The 15019-nt window shown below is 70.3% G+C and carries 15 protein-coding genes and 1 pseudogene; 10 read left to right on the forward strand and 6 right to left on the reverse strand.

Features of this window, described 5'->3' with window-relative positions; translation table 11 throughout:
* The coding region (locus tag NON19_RS32235) for a streptophobe family protein (RefSeq protein ID WP_255932823.1) at positions 1–1323 on the reverse strand (1323 nt) is incomplete at its 3' end.
* 230 nt (positions 1324–1553) lie between these two features.
* On the opposite strand from NON19_RS32235, the gene NON19_RS32240 reads away from it, so the two are divergent.
* Positions 1554–4124 carry an FHA domain-containing protein gene (locus tag NON19_RS32240; protein ID WP_443729348.1) on the forward strand — a complete coding sequence of 857 codons (2571 nt, stop codon included), beginning with the start codon at positions 1554–1556 and terminating at the stop codon, positions 4122–4124.
* 52 nt (positions 4125–4176) lie between these two features.
* Here NON19_RS32240 and NON19_RS32245 read toward each other — a convergent pair.
* Positions 4177–4371, reverse strand: a pseudogene (locus tag NON19_RS32245) (S-adenosylmethionine:tRNA ribosyltransferase-isomerase); the annotation flags it as partial.
* Positions 4372–4501: 130 nt separating this feature from the next.
* Between NON19_RS32245 and NON19_RS32250 the strand changes: the two are divergent.
* From NON19_RS32250 to NON19_RS32265, 4 genes are all read left to right on the forward strand, one after another.
* Positions 4502–5653 carry a GAF domain-containing sensor histidine kinase gene (locus NON19_RS32250; RefSeq protein WP_255932825.1) on the forward strand — a complete coding sequence of 384 codons (1152 nt, stop codon included), beginning with the start codon at positions 4502–4504 and terminating at the stop codon, positions 5651–5653.
* Positions 5646–6317 (forward strand): response regulator, encoded by a 672-nt coding sequence (locus NON19_RS32255; protein ID WP_255932826.1) that lies wholly within the window; start codon positions 5646–5648, stop codon positions 6315–6317. The genes NON19_RS32250 and NON19_RS32255 overlap by 8 nt, the downstream gene beginning before the upstream one ends.
* Positions 6318–6405: 88 nt before the next feature.
* Positions 6406–6702: a chaplin family protein gene (locus NON19_RS32260; protein WP_372514372.1), complete on the forward strand. Its 297-nt coding sequence runs from the start codon at positions 6406–6408 to the stop codon at positions 6700–6702.
* A 221-nt stretch (positions 6703–6923) separates the two neighbouring features.
* Complete coding sequence (locus NON19_RS32265) at positions 6924–7211, forward strand: chaplin (RefSeq protein ID WP_255932827.1); 288 nt, start codon at positions 6924–6926, stop codon at positions 7209–7211.
* Between the two features lie 537 nt (positions 7212–7748).
* On the opposite strand, the gene NON19_RS32270 is transcribed toward NON19_RS32265, so the two are convergent.
* Positions 7749–8552 (reverse strand): Rv1486c family protein, encoded by an 804-nt coding sequence (locus NON19_RS32270; RefSeq protein WP_255932828.1) that lies wholly within the window; start codon positions 8550–8552, stop codon positions 7749–7751.
* A gap of 108 nt (positions 8553–8660) precedes the next feature.
* Between NON19_RS32270 and NON19_RS32275 the strand changes: the two genes are divergently transcribed.
* From NON19_RS32275 to NON19_RS32285, 3 genes are all read left to right on the forward strand, one after another.
* On the forward strand, positions 8661–9452 hold the full coding sequence (locus NON19_RS32275) for an ABC transporter ATP-binding protein (RefSeq protein ID WP_255932829.1): 792 nt from the start codon (positions 8661–8663) through the stop codon (positions 9450–9452).
* Positions 9453–9522: 70 nt separating this feature from the next.
* A complete protein-coding gene (locus NON19_RS32280) occupies positions 9523–9945 on the forward strand; it encodes an NfeD family protein (protein WP_255932830.1) in 423 nt (140 codons plus the stop codon).
* Between the two features lie 119 nt (positions 9946–10064).
* Positions 10065–11024: an SPFH domain-containing protein gene (locus NON19_RS32285; protein ID WP_255932831.1), complete on the forward strand. Its 960-nt coding sequence runs from the start codon at positions 10065–10067 to the stop codon at positions 11022–11024.
* Between the two features lie 15 nt (positions 11025–11039).
* Here the strand turns inward: NON19_RS32285 and NON19_RS32290 are convergent, their stop codons facing one another.
* A complete protein-coding gene (locus tag NON19_RS32290; protein ID WP_255932832.1) occupies positions 11040–11540 on the reverse strand; it encodes an HNH endonuclease in 501 nt (166 codons plus the stop codon).
* 373 nt (positions 11541–11913) lie between these two features.
* Complete coding sequence (locus tag NON19_RS32295) at positions 11914–12453, reverse strand: YbhB/YbcL family Raf kinase inhibitor-like protein (RefSeq protein ID WP_255932833.1); 540 nt, start codon at positions 12451–12453, stop codon at positions 11914–11916.
* A gap of 100 nt (positions 12454–12553) precedes the next feature.
* Between NON19_RS32295 and NON19_RS32300 the strand changes: the two genes are divergently transcribed.
* Positions 12554–13201: a DNA-3-methyladenine glycosylase gene (locus tag NON19_RS32300; protein WP_255932834.1), complete on the forward strand. Its 648-nt coding sequence runs from the start codon at positions 12554–12556 to the stop codon at positions 13199–13201.
* Positions 13202–13310: 109 nt separating this feature from the next.
* Positions 13311–14576: a tyrosine--tRNA ligase gene (gene tyrS, locus NON19_RS32305; RefSeq protein ID WP_255932835.1), complete on the forward strand. Its 1266-nt coding sequence runs from the start codon at positions 13311–13313 to the stop codon at positions 14574–14576.
* A 142-nt stretch (positions 14577–14718) separates the two neighbouring features.
* On the opposite strand, the gene NON19_RS32310 is transcribed toward tyrS, so the two are convergent.
* A partial coding sequence (locus NON19_RS32310) for a hypothetical protein (protein WP_255932836.1) occupies positions 14719–15019 on the reverse strand: 301 nt, incomplete at its 5' end.

A 15019-nucleotide genomic window follows, 5' to 3' on the forward strand; every position in this document is an offset into this window, starting at 1 on the left:
CCATGCCGCGCCCAGGAGCGCGGCCAGCGCCAAAGACGGATGGAGGGTGAGCGCGGACCCCACCGCGTCGAAGCCGAAGACGGACAGGTCCGCGTTGACCGCGAAGCCGGTCAGCCAGGCGACCAGCGGCACCGCCCCCGCCCCCACCACCGCCAGCCGCCCCGCGGACCCGGCGACGTAACGCCACGCGGAACCCCGCCGCACCGCCGGGGTGCGAGCCGCGGCCAGTACCCCGGCGGCCAGCATCATGGTCACCGCCGCCACCGGCAGCAGCCACATCCGCCCGTCGGCCTGCGCCAGTCCGGCCACCGTGATTGAGCGCTCACCGCCCCCCGTACCCAGCACCGCCGCCAGCGGATGCGGCAACAGCACCGCCAGCGGCCCGGACGCACTGCCGTACCAGGGCACGAACAGCCCCAGCGTCGTCCCCAGCCACACCCCGTTGGGCGCGCCCAGCAGCGCACCGCCGACCACCCGCCCGGGGTGGCCGTCGGTGATGGCCGAGTACACCGCCGCGGCCAGTCCGGCCACCACCGCCGCCAGCAGCATCACGCACAGCGCCCACACGGCGGGCCGTACCGCCGCCCAGCCCGGCGGCAGCGGAGTGGCCCGGGAGGCCAGCAGCGCGATCGCCAGCACCGCCAGGACCCAGATCAGCCCTCCGGTCATCGAGGCGCCGATGTCGGCCCGGAAGCCGACCGACGCCTTGTCCTTGACCAGTTGGTCCAGCCCGTTGAGCAGTCCGCCGCCGAGGTCTCCGAGATCGCCGATTCCGGGCAGCGTCCCGAGGATCCCGCCGGTACCGCCCTGGCCGTTGCCCAGCAGCGCACCGTTGATCGAGATCGTGGAGCGCCCGGCCCAGGCCAGCCCGCCGAGCACCACGAAGAACAGTGCCGCCACCGTGCCGGTGCGAGCGGCCACCTCGGGCGCCCCGACCGGCTCCCTGGCCTGCCGTAGGGGGCGTAGCACCACCCAGGCCAGCAGCAGCGCTCCCACCAGGCCGACGCCGAGCGGAAGGATGTCGATGGTGCCGCGCGCGGCCGCGCCGCTGATCCCGAAGGCCGTGACATCGCCGGACGGGCTGACCTTGCCGCCCACCGCCATGGTGACCACGGCCGCGGTCATCGGCCCCAGCGATCCCTGGGCGTCCGCGCCGAGCAGGTGCAGGCCCAAGGCGGCCACCGCGGCCATGGCCGAATACGACCAGCCGACCGCCGCGAACGCGGTGAGCAGCACATTGCCCCAGGGCACCGCGCGTGGAGTGGTGGGCGCGGTCTCGGGACCGTCTCGCGCCTGGTAACCGTAAGTGTCGCCGCTGGTCATCGCGACCCCCGGTCGGTCAGTTGCCCGGATCATCCAGAGTGTGGCGATCCATGGGCTCTTTCCACTCTCCGAGGCCGTATCGGTGGAGTCAATTCGGCGGTGTCGCGGCGGTTCGGTGAGGGCGACTTTCGGTTACGTACGAGAGCCTGAAATAGTTCCTCCCGATGTTCGACATCCCTAGGCTCCCCGGCATGGGGGATCACTCGGGGGACAACCTTGTGGGGCATGGAGTGCCGGAACTCGTACTGGAACTAAACGGACAGACCTGGATGCTTGACGCGTCCAGGTCATACACCTTGGGTCGTGACCCACAGGGCGACGTGGCGCTCGACGACGCCCGCGTCTCCTGGCGCCACGCCACCATCCGCTGGAGTGGCCGCAGTTGGGTGGTGGAGGACCTCGGCAGCACCAACGGCACATATGTGCACGGACAACGCGTCCAGCAGACGGAGATCGGTCCCGGCACCGCGGTGCACCTGGGCAACGCCACCGACGGTCCACGGCTGACCTTCACCGCGGCACCAGCCGTCCAACCGGTGACCGCGCCCGCCGCGCAGCAGGCGCCCGTCCCACCGCGGCAGGCGCCAGACGGCTGGGCCAACCAGCAGCCGGTGCAACAGCCGCCCGCGCAACAGCAGTTCCCGCAGCAGCAGGCGGCCTGGAGCTCCCAGCCCCAACAGGCGCCGCACGCGCAGCCCCCGCACGCCCACGTACCGCCGCAGCAGCCGCGGCCGGAGCAGCGGCCCGCCGCGCCACAGCCGCACGGCGACCGCAGCCCCACGACCTTCCACCACCTCGCGGTGGGCCGGGTCATGCGGATCGGCCGTGCCCTGGACAACGAACTGGTCGTCTCCGACCTCCAGGTCTCCCGCCACCACGCCGAGTTCCACGCCCACCCCGACGGGCGGATGGAGATCGTCGACCTCGGCAGTCACAACGGCACGTACGTCAACGGCCAGCCGGTACAGCGCCATCTGATCGGCCCGAACGACATCGTCGGCGTCGGCCACTCCACGTTCCGGCTGGTCGGCGACCGGCTTGAGGAGTTCGTCGACACCGGCGCGGTCTCGTTCTCCGCGCGCCGGTTGACCGTTCAGGTGCCGCAGGGCGGCACCACCAAGACGATCCTGAAGGACGTCTCCTTCGGGGTCCCGGAGAAGTCGCTGGTCGGCGTCATCGGCCCGTCCGGATCCGGCAAGTCCACACTGCTGCGCGCCCTCACCGGCTACCGCCCGGCGGACCAGGGCGAGGTGCTCTACGACAACCGGAACCTCTACAAGCAGTTCGCCGAACTGCGCCAGCGCATCGGCCTCGTGCCGCAGGACGACATCCTGCACAAGGAGCTGACGGTCCGCCGCGCGCTGCGCTACGCCGCCAAGCTGCGGTTCCCCGGCGACACCGCGGCCGAGGAGCGCAACGCCCGGATCGAGGAGGTGCTGCGCGAACTCAAGCTGGACATCCACGCCGACAAGCGCATCACCTCGCTCTCCGGTGGCCAGCGCAAGCGCGTCTCGGTCGCCCTGGAACTGCTCACCAAGCCGTCGCTGATCTTCCTCGACGAGCCCACCTCGGGCCTCGACCCGGGCATGGACCGCGATGTGATGCAGTTGCTGCGCGGTCTCGCCGACGACGGGCGCACCGTGCTGGTGGTCACCCACTCGGTGGCCGAACTGGCGCTGTGCGACCGGCTGTTGGTGATGGCGCCGGGTGGCTCGGTGGCGTACTTCGGCCCGCCGGACGAGGCGCTGAACTTCTTCGGCTACGAGACCTGGGCGGATGTCTTCCAGGCATTCGAGAACTACCGCGACTACGACTGGTCGGGCCGCTGGCGCGGTTCGCAGCACTACCAGATGTACGCGGCCGACCTCGACGCCGCCGCCCCGCAGCAGGCCGCGCCCGTCGCGCCGCAGCAGAGCAGGCCGCAGAAACCGCAGAGTTGGGGCTCGCAACTGGGCACCCTGATCATGCGCTATCTGTCGGTGATCGCCTCCGACCGCGGCTTCATGGGCCTGATGGTCGTGCTGCCCGCGGTGCTGGGCGTGGTGAGCACCGTGATCCCGGCGAAGTACGGCATCGGCCCGGGACCGGTGAAGGGCGGCTTCGCCTGGAACAAGGACGCGGGCACGATCCTGATGATCCTCACCGTCGGCATGTGCTTCTCCGGCGCGGCCAACTCCGTACGAGAACTGATCAAGGAACGGGTGATCTACGAACGCGAACGGGCCGTCGGCCTGTCACGTTCCGCCTACCTGATGTCCAAGGTGATCGTGCTCGGCGTGATCACCGCCATCCAGGGCGTGATCATCTGCGGCATCGGCTTCGCGCCGCGCACCCTGCCCACCGAGGGCGTGATCTTCCACAACGCGCCCGCGGTCGAGATGACCCTGGTGGTCATCGGGATCGGCTTCACCTCGATGATGATCGGCCTGGTCATCTCCTCGCTGGTCAAGACCGCCGAGAAGACCATGCCGCTGCTGGTGATGTTCGCCATCGTCCAGGTGGTGTTCACCGGGGTGCTCTTCCAGCTGTTCCACAAGCCCGGCATCGAGCAGGTCGCCTGGCTGATGCCGTCCCGTTGGGCGCTGGCGGGGCTGGCCACCACGGCCGACCTGAACAACCTCATGCCGTGGGACCCGCCCGTCCCGCCCGACCACGCGGGCAGCGTGGACGCGCTGTGGAAGCACACCGCGGGCGCCTGGTCGCTCGACATGGCGGTCCTGCTGCTGCTCGGCGCGGTCTGCGGCTTCGCGGTCGCCCGGCTGTTGCGCAGGCACGAGCCCGAGGTCATGCGCGAGAAGTGACCTGAACATACGGCGGCGGCGCCCCTGTTCAAGGGGGGCCGCCGCTGCGTCGCTACGGCAGCAGCAGGTTGGCGTCCCCGAACTCGTGCCACCGGTAGCGGCGCCGCACCGCCTCGGCGTACACCCGGTTCAGCAGCGCGGGACCAGCCACCGCCTCCAGCATCAGCAGATGGGAGGCCTCCGGCTCGTGCAGCCCGGTCAGCAGACCGTCGACCACGCGCACCCCGCGCTCCGGCGTCACCACGAACCGGCGCACCCTGGCCACCTCGGCCGCACGCCGCGCCCCACCGAGGAACTTCGGCCTACGCCCCGGGGACCAGCCCCGCCCCGCCGCCGGTCCGATGCCACTGTCAGTGGCCGCCGGTACCGTGAAACACATGTCCAACGAGAGGTCCGCACGCGGCGGGATCGACGCGGTGAGCGCCGCGGTGCTGGCGATGAGCCGCCACCGCGAAGTGCGCGACGTGCTGCAGACCATCGTCACCTCCGCGCGCGAACTCGTCGGCGCCAAGTACGCGGCGCTGGGCGTGCCAGACGACCGCGGCGGCTTCGCCCAGTTCGTGGTCGACGGCGTCAGCGACGAGCAGTGGAAGCGCATCGGCCCGCTACCCCGCCAGCACGGCATCCTCGCCGCCATGCTCCACGACGCCGCCCCGCAGCGCCTCCACGACGTACGCACCGACCCGCGCTTCGAAGGCTGGCCCAGCGCCCACCCGGAGCTGGCCGACTTCCTCGGCGTGCCGATCGTGGACGGGGACGAGGTGCTGGGTGCCCTTTTCCTGGCCAACGAGGAGTGCTGTGACCCGCACCAGGGCAGCGCCTTCACCGATGACGACGAGGCGCTGCTGCGCACCCTCGCGGCGCACGCCGCCATCGCGCTGACCAACGCCCGGCTGTACGAGCGCAGCCGTGAGCTGACCATCGCCGGGGAGCGGGCCAGGATCGCCCACGAACTGCACGACGCCGTCTCCCAGAAGCTGTTCTCCCTGCGGCTCACCGCGCAGGCCGCCGCCACCTTGGTGGACCGCGACCCGCAGCGCGCGAAGGGCGAGTTGAAGGAGGTCGCCCGGCTCGCCGCCGAGGCCGCCGACGAACTGCGCGCCGTCGTGGTCGAGTTGCGCCCCGCCGCCCTTGAGGAGGACGGCCTGGTGGCCGCGCTGCGCACCCACGTCCAGGTGCTCGACCGGGCGCACGCCGCCCGGGTCGCCTTCACCGCCCGGTCCGTACGCGCCCTGCCCTCGGCCCAGGAGGAGGCGCTGCTACGGGTCGCCCAGGAGGCACTGCACAACGCGCTGCGGCACGCCCACGCCGGCACCGTCGACGTGCTGCTCGAAGGGCGCGGCAGGGGTGCGGTGCTGCGCGTGCGGGACGACGGCCGCGGCTTCGAGCCGACCGCGGTGCGCAGGGCGGGCCGCCACCTCGGGCTGGTCTCGATGCGGGACCGCGCGGCCGGTGCGGGTGGCAGGCTCACCGTGGACTCGGCTCCCGGCAAGGGGACCGTCATCGAAATGGAGGTGCCCGGTGGCTGAACCGAGCGGGCCCGGGGGCGACGGTGCCTCGGTCATCAGGGTGCTGCTGGTGGACGACCACCAGGTGGTGCGCCGCGGCCTGCGGACGTTCCTGGAGGTCCAGGACGACATCGAGGTGGTCGGCGAGGCGGCCGACGGTGACGAAGGGGTGCGCCGCGCCGAGGAGTTGCGGCCCGACGTGATCCTGATGGACGTCAGGATGCCGGGCACCGACGGCATCGCGGCACTGCGCAAGCTCCGTGAACTGGACAACGGCGCACGGGTGTTGGTGGTCACCAGCTTCACCGAGCAGCGCACCGTGGTGCCCGCGTTGCGCGCCGGTGCCGCGGGTTACGTGTACAAGGACGTCGACCCCGACGCGCTCGCCGCCGCGATCCGCTCGGTGCGCGCCGGGCATGTGCTGCTCCAACCGGAGGTGGCCGACGCGCTGTTGGCCCGGGAGGAGCCGGGCGGCGGTCAGGTGCGGGGCGGTTCGCTGACCGACCGGGAGCGCGAGGTGCTGGCGCTGATAGCCGACGGTCGGTCCAACCGCGAGATCGCCCGGGCGCTGGTGCTCTCCGAGAAGACCGTCAAGACCCACGTCTCCAACATCCTGATGAAGCTCGACCTCGCCGACCGCACCCAGGCCGCGCTGTGGGCGGTACGGCACGGGATGGGAAACTGACCGGTTCGCAGCCAACCGGACTGAGATTCATACCGTCGGGTGTATGTCGCCCGAATGGCGCAACGGATGTTTCCGTCGGCCGTTCTCCATGGCGTGTCCGCAGCGACCCGCGCGGGCGCACCACGCTAGGAGGAACAAAGAAGTGTTGAACCTGAAGAAGGCCGCGGCCGTCACCGCCCTCGCCGGCGGTATCGCCCTCGTCGGTGCCGGTGCTGCCTCTGCCTGCTGCCCCCAGGCCGAGGCCAAGGCCGTGAACTCGCCGGGCGTGCTTTCGGGCAACGTGGTCCAGGTGCCGGTGGACGTTCCCGTGAACCTGTCCAACAACAGCATCAACGTCATCGGCGTCCACAACGCCTCGTTCGACAACAAGAGCGTGAACGAGTAATCACCGAACGGAAGCACTGACCGCGTCCGCGAGTCCGTTCCTGGTCGGCGGCCCTGGAGGGAATGAACCTCCGGGGCCGTTTCGTATTTTGTGGTGCCCTGGGCTGCTTTGCGCCGTCTGGAGGTATCGACGGGGAACCGCGTGTCATCAGGGCGTTCGGGGCGTTTGCCTCGGTGTGGCACCGCAGTAGCGGCCACGGAACGACAAGAGGAGCATTTTCCATGCACACTGCCAAGAAGGCCGCCCTCGTCATCGCGGCGGCCGGTGTCGCCGCGGGCGCCTCCACCACGGCCGCGTCCGCGCACGACCGTCAGCAGCGGTTCGAGGAGCACGAGAAGGCTTTCTCGTGCAGCAGCGTCGCGGCAGCCAGTACGGCCCTGTCACCCGGTCTGATCTCGGGCAACGGGATCCAGGTCCCGGTCAGCGTCCCGATCAACCTGGTCGGTAACACGGTGGACGTCATCGGCCTGCTCAACCCGGCCTTCGGTAACAACGGCATCTGCGGCTGACCCAACCCACCGGCCCCGCGTCCGCGCGGGGCCGCCCGCGTTTCCGCCTCCGGTGCGGATCGCGGCGCGGTGCGGCCGATTGCGCGCTGCGGCTGGGCGGGGGACTGGTGGTGCGGTGCGGCGGGTGGTGCGGTGCGACCGGTCGCCGTCCGGGGCGGACTGCCGCGCGGTTGCGGCCGGTTGAACACCGCCGGTCCACCACGTCGGGGCTGCTTGCCGCCGCGGCGGTCAGGATTTTCCGACCCTCCGGTGGTACGAAACCTGCCCACCACGACGGCGAGCGACCACATCGACGTGGCAGGCGGTCGCACGCGCACCCTCACTGTCAGCCCCCGCCCGCAGCACCGTGGGACGGCAACTCCTGACCGCCCAGCGGCGAGCGACCGCATCGGCATCGGTGTGGCCAGGCGGCCAAACCGGCCTCAGGCCGGTGTGATGGCTCGGTCCGCGAGGCGTGGAACCTCCCCGCCGCGACGGCGGGCAACCACGGCGGCGCGGCCGAGAATTCACGCAGCCGCCCCGCCCGTGTGGCGATGCTCACTCCCGGCGGCGTTCCGCGGCCTCCACGTACGCGTTGTACGCGGCCACCTGCGCCCGGCGGGCGACGCGCTCCACCGGCCGCAGCAGTTCGGCGCGGGCCGCGATCTGCGACGCGCTCACCGCCGTACCGTGCTCGGGGCCGGACTGGACGCTCTGCGCGATGGACGTCAACGCCCCCACCCGCTGGGCGAGTTCAAGCACTCGCGCCGCCCGCGGCGGATACCCGGGCGCCAGCACCTCCCTACCCCGCTCCACCCGCGCCCGATAGGCGTCGAGCGCGGCCTGCGCCGCCGGTCCCGCCCCCGCCACGTCCAGCTGGCTCAGCGCCGCCGTCGCGTCCCGCAGCGCCTCCGCCAGCTCCCGCTCCGCCTCGCCGAGGGACGGGACATCGGCGGGCGGCGCATCCCGTACCTCCATGCAGTGCCAGAGCACCTCCACATGCCGGTCGTCGCGCGTCCCCGCCTCGTTGACCTCGGGCACAAGACCGAGCGCCAACGCGCCGACCGCGATCACCGCCTCGCCCGCCGCCAGCGCCCGGGCGTTGAACTCCGGCGGCCCGCTCAGCCCCAACGGATGGCCCGGCAGCGGCAGCGCGAGCCGGAAGCCCGACACCCCCAGCGCGCGCAACCGTCCCAGCCCGAGGGTGAGCCCTACCGGAGCGTCCTCGCCGGGCAGATCGACGATCCGGTGCACGGAGTCACCGCCGACGATCTCCTCCGCCGCGTCGTCCGGGGCGACAAAACCACCAATCAGGGCATTTCCCCATGCCGTCATACGTCCTGAGCGAGGTTCCTGAAGCATCCACCCAGCCTAGGGACAGGACCGCCGGATACGTGGCGTAGGTTTTCCTTCGGGACTGCACCCTCGACGACCGAGATCGCAACAGGCTATAGGGGAGACAACGCGCTCATGAGCGATGTACTGGAGCTGGTGGACGTATCCGTGGTCCGCGACGGACGGGCTCTGGTGGACCAGATCTCCTGGTCGGTCGCCGAGGGGGAGCGCTGGGTGATCCTCGGCCCCAACGGCGCGGGCAAGACCACGCTGCTCAATGTCGCCTCCAGCTACCTGTTCCCCACCAAGGGCGACGCCGTGATCCTCGGCGAGAAGCTCGGCAGTGTCGACGTGTTCGACCTGCGCCCCCGGATCGGCATCGCGGGCGTCGCCATGGCCGACAAGATGCCGCGTCGCCAGACCGTCCTGGAGACCGTGCTCACCGCCGCGTACGGCATGACGGCGCACTGGCGGGAGAGCTACGACCGGTCCGACGAGGACCGTGCCCGCCTGATCCTCGACCGGCTCGGCATGGCCGAGTACGCCGACCGCAGGTTCGGCACCCTCTCCGAGGGTGAGCGCAAGCGGACCCTGATCGCCCGCGCGATCATGACCGACCCCGAACTGCTGCTGCTGGACGAGCCCGCCGCCGGTCTCGACCTCGGCGGCCGGGAGGACCTCGTACGGCGTCTCGGACGGCTCGCCCGCGACCCCATCGCCCCCTCGATGATCATGGTCACCCACCATGTCGAGGAGATCGCCCCAGGCTTCACCCATGTCCTGATGATCCGTCAGGGCAAGGTGGTGGCCGCGGGCCCGATCGAGTTGGAACTGAACTCCCGCAACCTGTCCCACTGCTTCGGCCTGCCGCTGATCGTGGAGCGCCACGCCGACCGCTGGACCGCGCACGGCCTGCCGCTTACCTGACCCCCCAACACCCGGGCGCCCAGCGGCCGCTCCCTGTTCCGGGCCCGCCCGGGCGGCCTACCATTGGGGGGTGGAAACTTGGGTGTGGTGGCTGATCGGCGCGGCCGCGCTGGGCATCCCGCTGGTGATCACCGCGCTGCCGGAGTTCGGCATGATCGCGGCCGGTGCCGTCGCCGCGGCGATCACCGCTGCCCTCGGCGCTGGCGCCGTGCTCCAGGTCGTGGTCTTCGCCGTCGTCTCCATCGCGCTCGTCTCGGTGGTACGCCCCATCGCCAACCGCCACCGCACCACGATCCCCGTGCTGCGCACCGGAGTTGACGCGCTGAGGGGCCGCCAGGCGGTGGTCGTGGAGAGAGTCGACGGCGACACCGGTCGGATCAAACTCGGCGGCGAAATCTGGTCGGCCCGGTCATATGACACCGACCAGGTCTTCGAAGCCGGTCAGAAAGTCGACGTCATCGAAATCGAGGGAGCGACCGCGGTCGTCATGTGACGGGTCCACCGGCCCGCGGGGCAACGGGAATTCGCCGGTCCCACCAACCTCCGCGACCGAGGTCTGACAGACTTGATCACCAAACCATCGGACAGCGGCGCGTGGTACGGAGAGTGGTCGTGACCCCCATCATCATCGTCCTGGTCATCCTGGTGGTGCTCGTCTTCATCGCACTCATCAAGACGGTGCAGGTCATCCCGCAGGCGAGCGCTGCCATCGTCGAGCGCTTCGGCCGGTACACCCGAACCCTCAGCGCCGGCCTGAACATCGTGGTGCCGTTCATCGACACGATCCGCAACCGAATCGACCTACGCGAGCAGGTCGTGCCGTTCCCCCCTCAACCGGTGATCACCCAGGACAACCTGGTGGTCAACATCGATACCGTCATCTACTACCAGGTGACCGACGCCCGGGCCGCCACGTACGAGGTCGCCAGCTACATCCAGGCGATCGAGCAGCTCACCGTCACCACACTGCGGAACATCATCGGCGGCATGGACCTGGAACGCACCCTGACCTCCCGCGAGGAGATCAACGCGGCCCTGCGCGGCGTGCTCGACGAGGCGACCGGCAAGTGGGGCATCCGCGTCAACCGCGTGGAGCTCAAGGCGATCGAACCGCCCACCTCCATCCAGGACTCGATGGAGAAGCAGATGCGCGCCGACCGTGACAAGCGCGCCGCGATCCTCACCGCCGAAGGCATCCGGCAGTCCCAGATCCTCACCGCCGAAGGTGAGAAGGCCTCCGCCGTACTGCGCGCAGAAGGTGACGCCCGGGCCGCCGCGCTACGCGCCGAGGGCGAGGCCCAGGCGATCCGCACCGTCTTCGAGTCCATCCACGCGGGCGACCCCGACCAGAAGCTGCTCGCCTACCAGTACCTGCAGATGCTGCCGAAGATCGCCGAGGGCGACGCCAACAAGCTCTGGATCGTGCCCAGCGAGATCGGCGACGCCCTCAAGGGCCTCGGCGGCGCCATCGGCAACTTCGCCCCGCCCACCGGCGGCGGCAACGGCGGCGGTGGCAACAACGGGTCGATCGCGAGCCCCCGCCGGGAGAGCCCCGGCCTCGACAAGGAGTGACCGCGTAGGGCGCCGTCAGGCCGGCAGGGCGAGCCACTCCGGCAGGTCGGCGTCCCGCAGCCCGAGCGCGAGCAGCAGCGCGTCCGCCGGGGTCGGCTCGAACGGCTTGGCCAGCAGCCGCATCCCGGCCTGCTCCGGCGTACGGTCCGCCTTACGGTGGTTGTCCGCCGCGCAGGCCGCCACCGTGTTCAGCCATGTGTCCCGCCCACCATGCGAGCGCGGTACGACGTGGTCCACCGTGGTCGCCCGACGGCCGCAGTACGCACACCGGTGCCGGTCACGTACCAGCACCCCGCGCCGCGACCACGGCGCCCGTTGTCGAAACGGAACCCGCACATAGCGGCAGAGCCGGATCACCCGCGGCACCGGGACATCGACCTGCGCCGCACGGATCCGCAGCCCGGGATGCGCCTGCTCGACCACGGCCTTGCCCTGCATCACCAGCACCACAGCACGCCGCAGTGACACCGTCGACAGCGGCTCGAAGCTCGCGTTCAGTACCAGCGTCTCGCGCATCCCGCCCACCTCCCGGGTCCCTTCCCCGCCCGTACTAGCGAGGTGGCACCACTGTGGCCGGATCACGCTGCCGCGAGCAACGCAAATTCCCTGAGACGCCGCACATTTGACGGCATGTCACTCAACGCATGGAAAGTAGAAAGCTCCGGACGCCCTCCCCCCCGTGAAAGCAAAGGGCGCCCGGAGCAACGGCAGCCAGCGCGGACACCGGATCGCGCCAAGCGGACCCGGTTCCGGCAGACGGCGGGCCAACACCCGCCACCCCCGCCACTGCGGTGCCAACTGCCCGGTAACCAATGCCAGATCACCTGGCACACACCACTGTGCGGTCCAACTCGGCGCGGCGCAACGGAATTTCCGCACCCGACGAACGTCAGCCCGCCGCGGGCTCCCCGTACTCGCCGATCAGCTGCGCCCGGGCGATGGTGTGGAAGCGGAGGTTGAAACCGACCACCGCGGGGGTGGCGTCGGCGTCCGGCCCGAGCTTCTCGGTGTCCACCGCGTACACCGTGAAGACATACCGGTGCGGCTCGTCACCGGGCGGCGGCGCGGCGCCCCCGAAGTCCCGCGTCCCGTAGTCGTTGCGCACCTGCACCGCACCCTCGGGCAGCCCCTCGAACTTCCCCGTCCCCGCACCGGCGGGCAGCTCCGTCACGGTCGCCGGAAGGTCGAAGACCACCCAGTGCCAGAAACCGCTGCCGGTCGGCGCGTCCGGGTCGTAGCAGGTCACCGCGAAGCTCTTGGTCTGCTCGGGGAAGCCCTCCCAGCGCAGGTGCGGCGAGGTGTTGCCCTTCGCGTAGACCTGTGCGTCACCGAGCCGCTCGCCAGCCCGCACGTCATCGCTCACCACCGTGAACGACGGCACCGGCGGGTGGAAGTCATGGGGGAGCGGCCGCCTCTTCTGCTCGGTCACCTGGCTACCTCCTGGTCGCACCTGATCCTTCGTCGGCCACCCTAGGGGGTTCCCGGGTAGCCGCCCGCCACGGACCCGCCTACCGCTAGGCTCGTACGACATGATCGCCGCCCCCCACCGGACCCCGCTCGACCGCTCCTTCTTCGACCGGCCGGTACTCGACGTCGCCCCCGACCTGCTGGGCCGCGTTCTGGTGCGGAACACCCCGGACGGCCCGATCGAGCTGCGCCTCACCGAGGTCGAGGCCTACGCGGGCCCCGCCGACCCCGGATCGCACGCCTACCGGGGCCGCACCGACCGCAACGCCGTGATGTTCGGACCGCCCGGCTATGTCTACGTGTACTTCACATACGGCATGTGGCACTGCATGAACCTGGTCTGCGGCCCGGAAGGCACCGCCAGCGCCGTACTGCTGCGCGCCGGGGAGATCACCGCGGGCGCCGACCTCGCCCGCAAGTACCGCCACACCTCACGCCGCGACACCGACCTCGCCCAGGGACCGGCACGCCTGGCCACCGCACTCAACGTGGACCGGGCGCTCAACGGCAGCGACGCCTGCCCCGCCGACCCGGACGGCTCCGCGTTCTGCATGCTGACCGGCACGCCGCCCGCCCTGGACGCCATCCGCAACGGCCCGCGCACCGGCGTCGGGGGCGAGGGCGCGGCCCACCCCTGGCGCTTCTGGACCGACTCGGACCCCACCGTCAGCCCTTACCGGCCGCACGCCCCGCGCAAGCGCCGTACATAACCGGTTGCCGGAACCGCGTAGGCTCGTTCACGCTGCGAAAGCGGCGCAGAGAACGACTCGTGGCCCGACGGGCACATGTCGTAACCACAGACAAGGGAGACACAAGACCGTGACGGACATCGTCGACGAGCTGCGGTGGCGAGGGCTGATCGCCGTTTCCACCGACGAGGACGCACTGCGCAAGGCGTTCGCGGACGGCCCGGTCACGGTCTATTGCGGCTTCGACCCGACGGCCCCCAGCCTGCACCTGGGCAACCTGGTGCAGATCCTCACCATCCGGCGCCTCCAGCAGGCGGGCCACCGCCCGCTGGGCCTGGTCGGCGGTGCCACGGGCCTGATCGGCGACCCCAAGCCCACGGCCGAGCGCACGCTCAACGATCCGCAGACCGTCGCGGGCTGGGTACAGCGACTGCGCGCCCAGATCGAGCCGTTCCTCTCCTTCGAGGGCCCGAACGCCGCGATCATGGTCAACAACCTGGACTGGACGTCCGGAATGTCGGCCATCGAGTTCCTGCGGGACGTGGGCAAGCACTTCCGTGTGAACAAGATGCTCGCCAAGGAGGCGGTCGCCCGACGCCTGAACTCGGACGCCGGGATCAGCTACACCGAGTTCAGCTACCAGATCCTGCAGGGCATGGACTTCCTGGAGCTGTACCGGCGGTACGGCTGCACGGTCCAGACCGGCGGCAGCGACCAGTGGGGCAACCTCACCTCCGGCATCGACCTGATCCACCGGGTCGAGGGCGCCAACGTCCATGCGCTGGCCACCCCGTTGATCACCAAGGCCGACGGCACCAAGTTCGGCAAGACGGAGAGCGGCACCGTCTGGCTCGACCCCGAGATGACCACGCCGTACGCCTTCTATCAGTTCTGGCTCAACGCCGATGACCGGGACGTGCCGCAGTTCCTGCGCATCTTCAGCTTCAAGTCGCATGAGGAGATCGAGGAACTGGAGCGGCTCACCACGGAGCGCCCGCAGGCGCGTGCCGCCCAGCGGGCACTGGCCGAGGAGCTGACCACCCTGGTGCACGGCGAACGGCAGACGGCCGCCGTCATCGCGGCGTCCAAGGCACTTTTCGGCCAGGGCGAACTGGTAGACCTCGACGAGCGGACGCTGGCCGCCGCCCTGGCGGAGCTGCCGTACGCCAAGGTGCCCGCGCTGGGTCCGGTGGTTGACCTGCTGGCGGAGGTGGGGCTCGCCCCCAGCAAGTCCGCTGCCCGGCGCACCATCAAGGAGGGCGGTGCGTACGTGAACAATGTGAAGGTTGAGGCGGAGGACGCCGTTCCGTCCGCGGCCGACCTGCTTCATGGGCGGTGGCTGGTGCTGCGCCGAGGCAAGAAGAACCTGGCTGCGATCGAGGTCAGCGGCGACTGACCGCCGGAAGTTGGAAGTTGGGCGGGCTGGAGACTTGACTCTGGCCCGCCCACCGCCTAACGTAGCCCGAGCCGCTGGATAAGGAGAGCCGTACGGCGTGGTCACTCAGACCGTCGGGGCCCCTTGAGAAGGCAGCCAACCACTACCGTCTCATCGCGACCCCGAACAGGGCGTAATTGCCTTGTCGAGAAATCGCGGTAAAGTAGTGGCCGCCGACCAGGCCGGAAACGAAGACCGGAAAACGGAAATCGAATCTGGTACGGTTGGAAAAAGCCGGAAAGCGAAAGCCGGAAGGTGAATCCCGCCAGCGGGAATTGGGCCGGAAAGGGTCTGATAAGCTGGAGAAACCGAAGGGAAAGCCCGGAGGGGCCGGTGAGACGGTCTCGAAGGAAGCTTCCGTTCCTTGAGAACTCAACAGCGTGCCAAAAGTCAACGCCAGATAT

Origin of the sequence: Streptantibioticus rubrisoli (assembly GCF_024436055.1) — a bacterium.
In the GTDB taxonomy this organism is placed as follows: Bacteria; Actinomycetota; Actinomycetes; order Streptomycetales; family Streptomycetaceae; genus Streptantibioticus_A; species Streptantibioticus_A rubrisoli.

What these genes read in the sequence shown, in the direction of transcription:
- NON19_RS32260 (WP_372514372.1), top strand. Translation starts at nt 6,406, where the DNA reads ATGGCGTGTCCGCAGCGACCCGCGCGGGCGCACCACGCTAGGAGGAAC.
- NON19_RS32250 (WP_255932825.1), top strand. Translation starts at nt 4,502, where the DNA reads ATGTCCAACGAGAGGTCCGCACGCGGCGGGATCGACGCGGTGAGCGCC.
- NON19_RS32290 (WP_255932832.1), bottom strand. Translation starts at nt 11,540, where the DNA reads ATGCGCGAGACGCTGGTACTGAACGCGAGCTTCGAGCCGCTGTCGACG.
- NON19_RS32265 (WP_255932827.1), top strand. Translation starts at nt 6,924, where the DNA reads ATGCACACTGCCAAGAAGGCCGCCCTCGTCATCGCGGCGGCCGGTGTC.
- NON19_RS32270 (WP_255932828.1), bottom strand. Translation starts at nt 8,552, where the DNA reads ATGCTTCAGGAACCTCGCTCAGGACGTATGACGGCATGGGGAAATGCC.
- NON19_RS32300 (WP_255932834.1), top strand. Translation starts at nt 12,554, where the DNA reads ATGATCGCCGCCCCCCACCGGACCCCGCTCGACCGCTCCTTCTTCGAC.
- NON19_RS32275 (WP_255932829.1), top strand. Translation starts at nt 8,661, where the DNA reads ATGAGCGATGTACTGGAGCTGGTGGACGTATCCGTGGTCCGCGACGGA.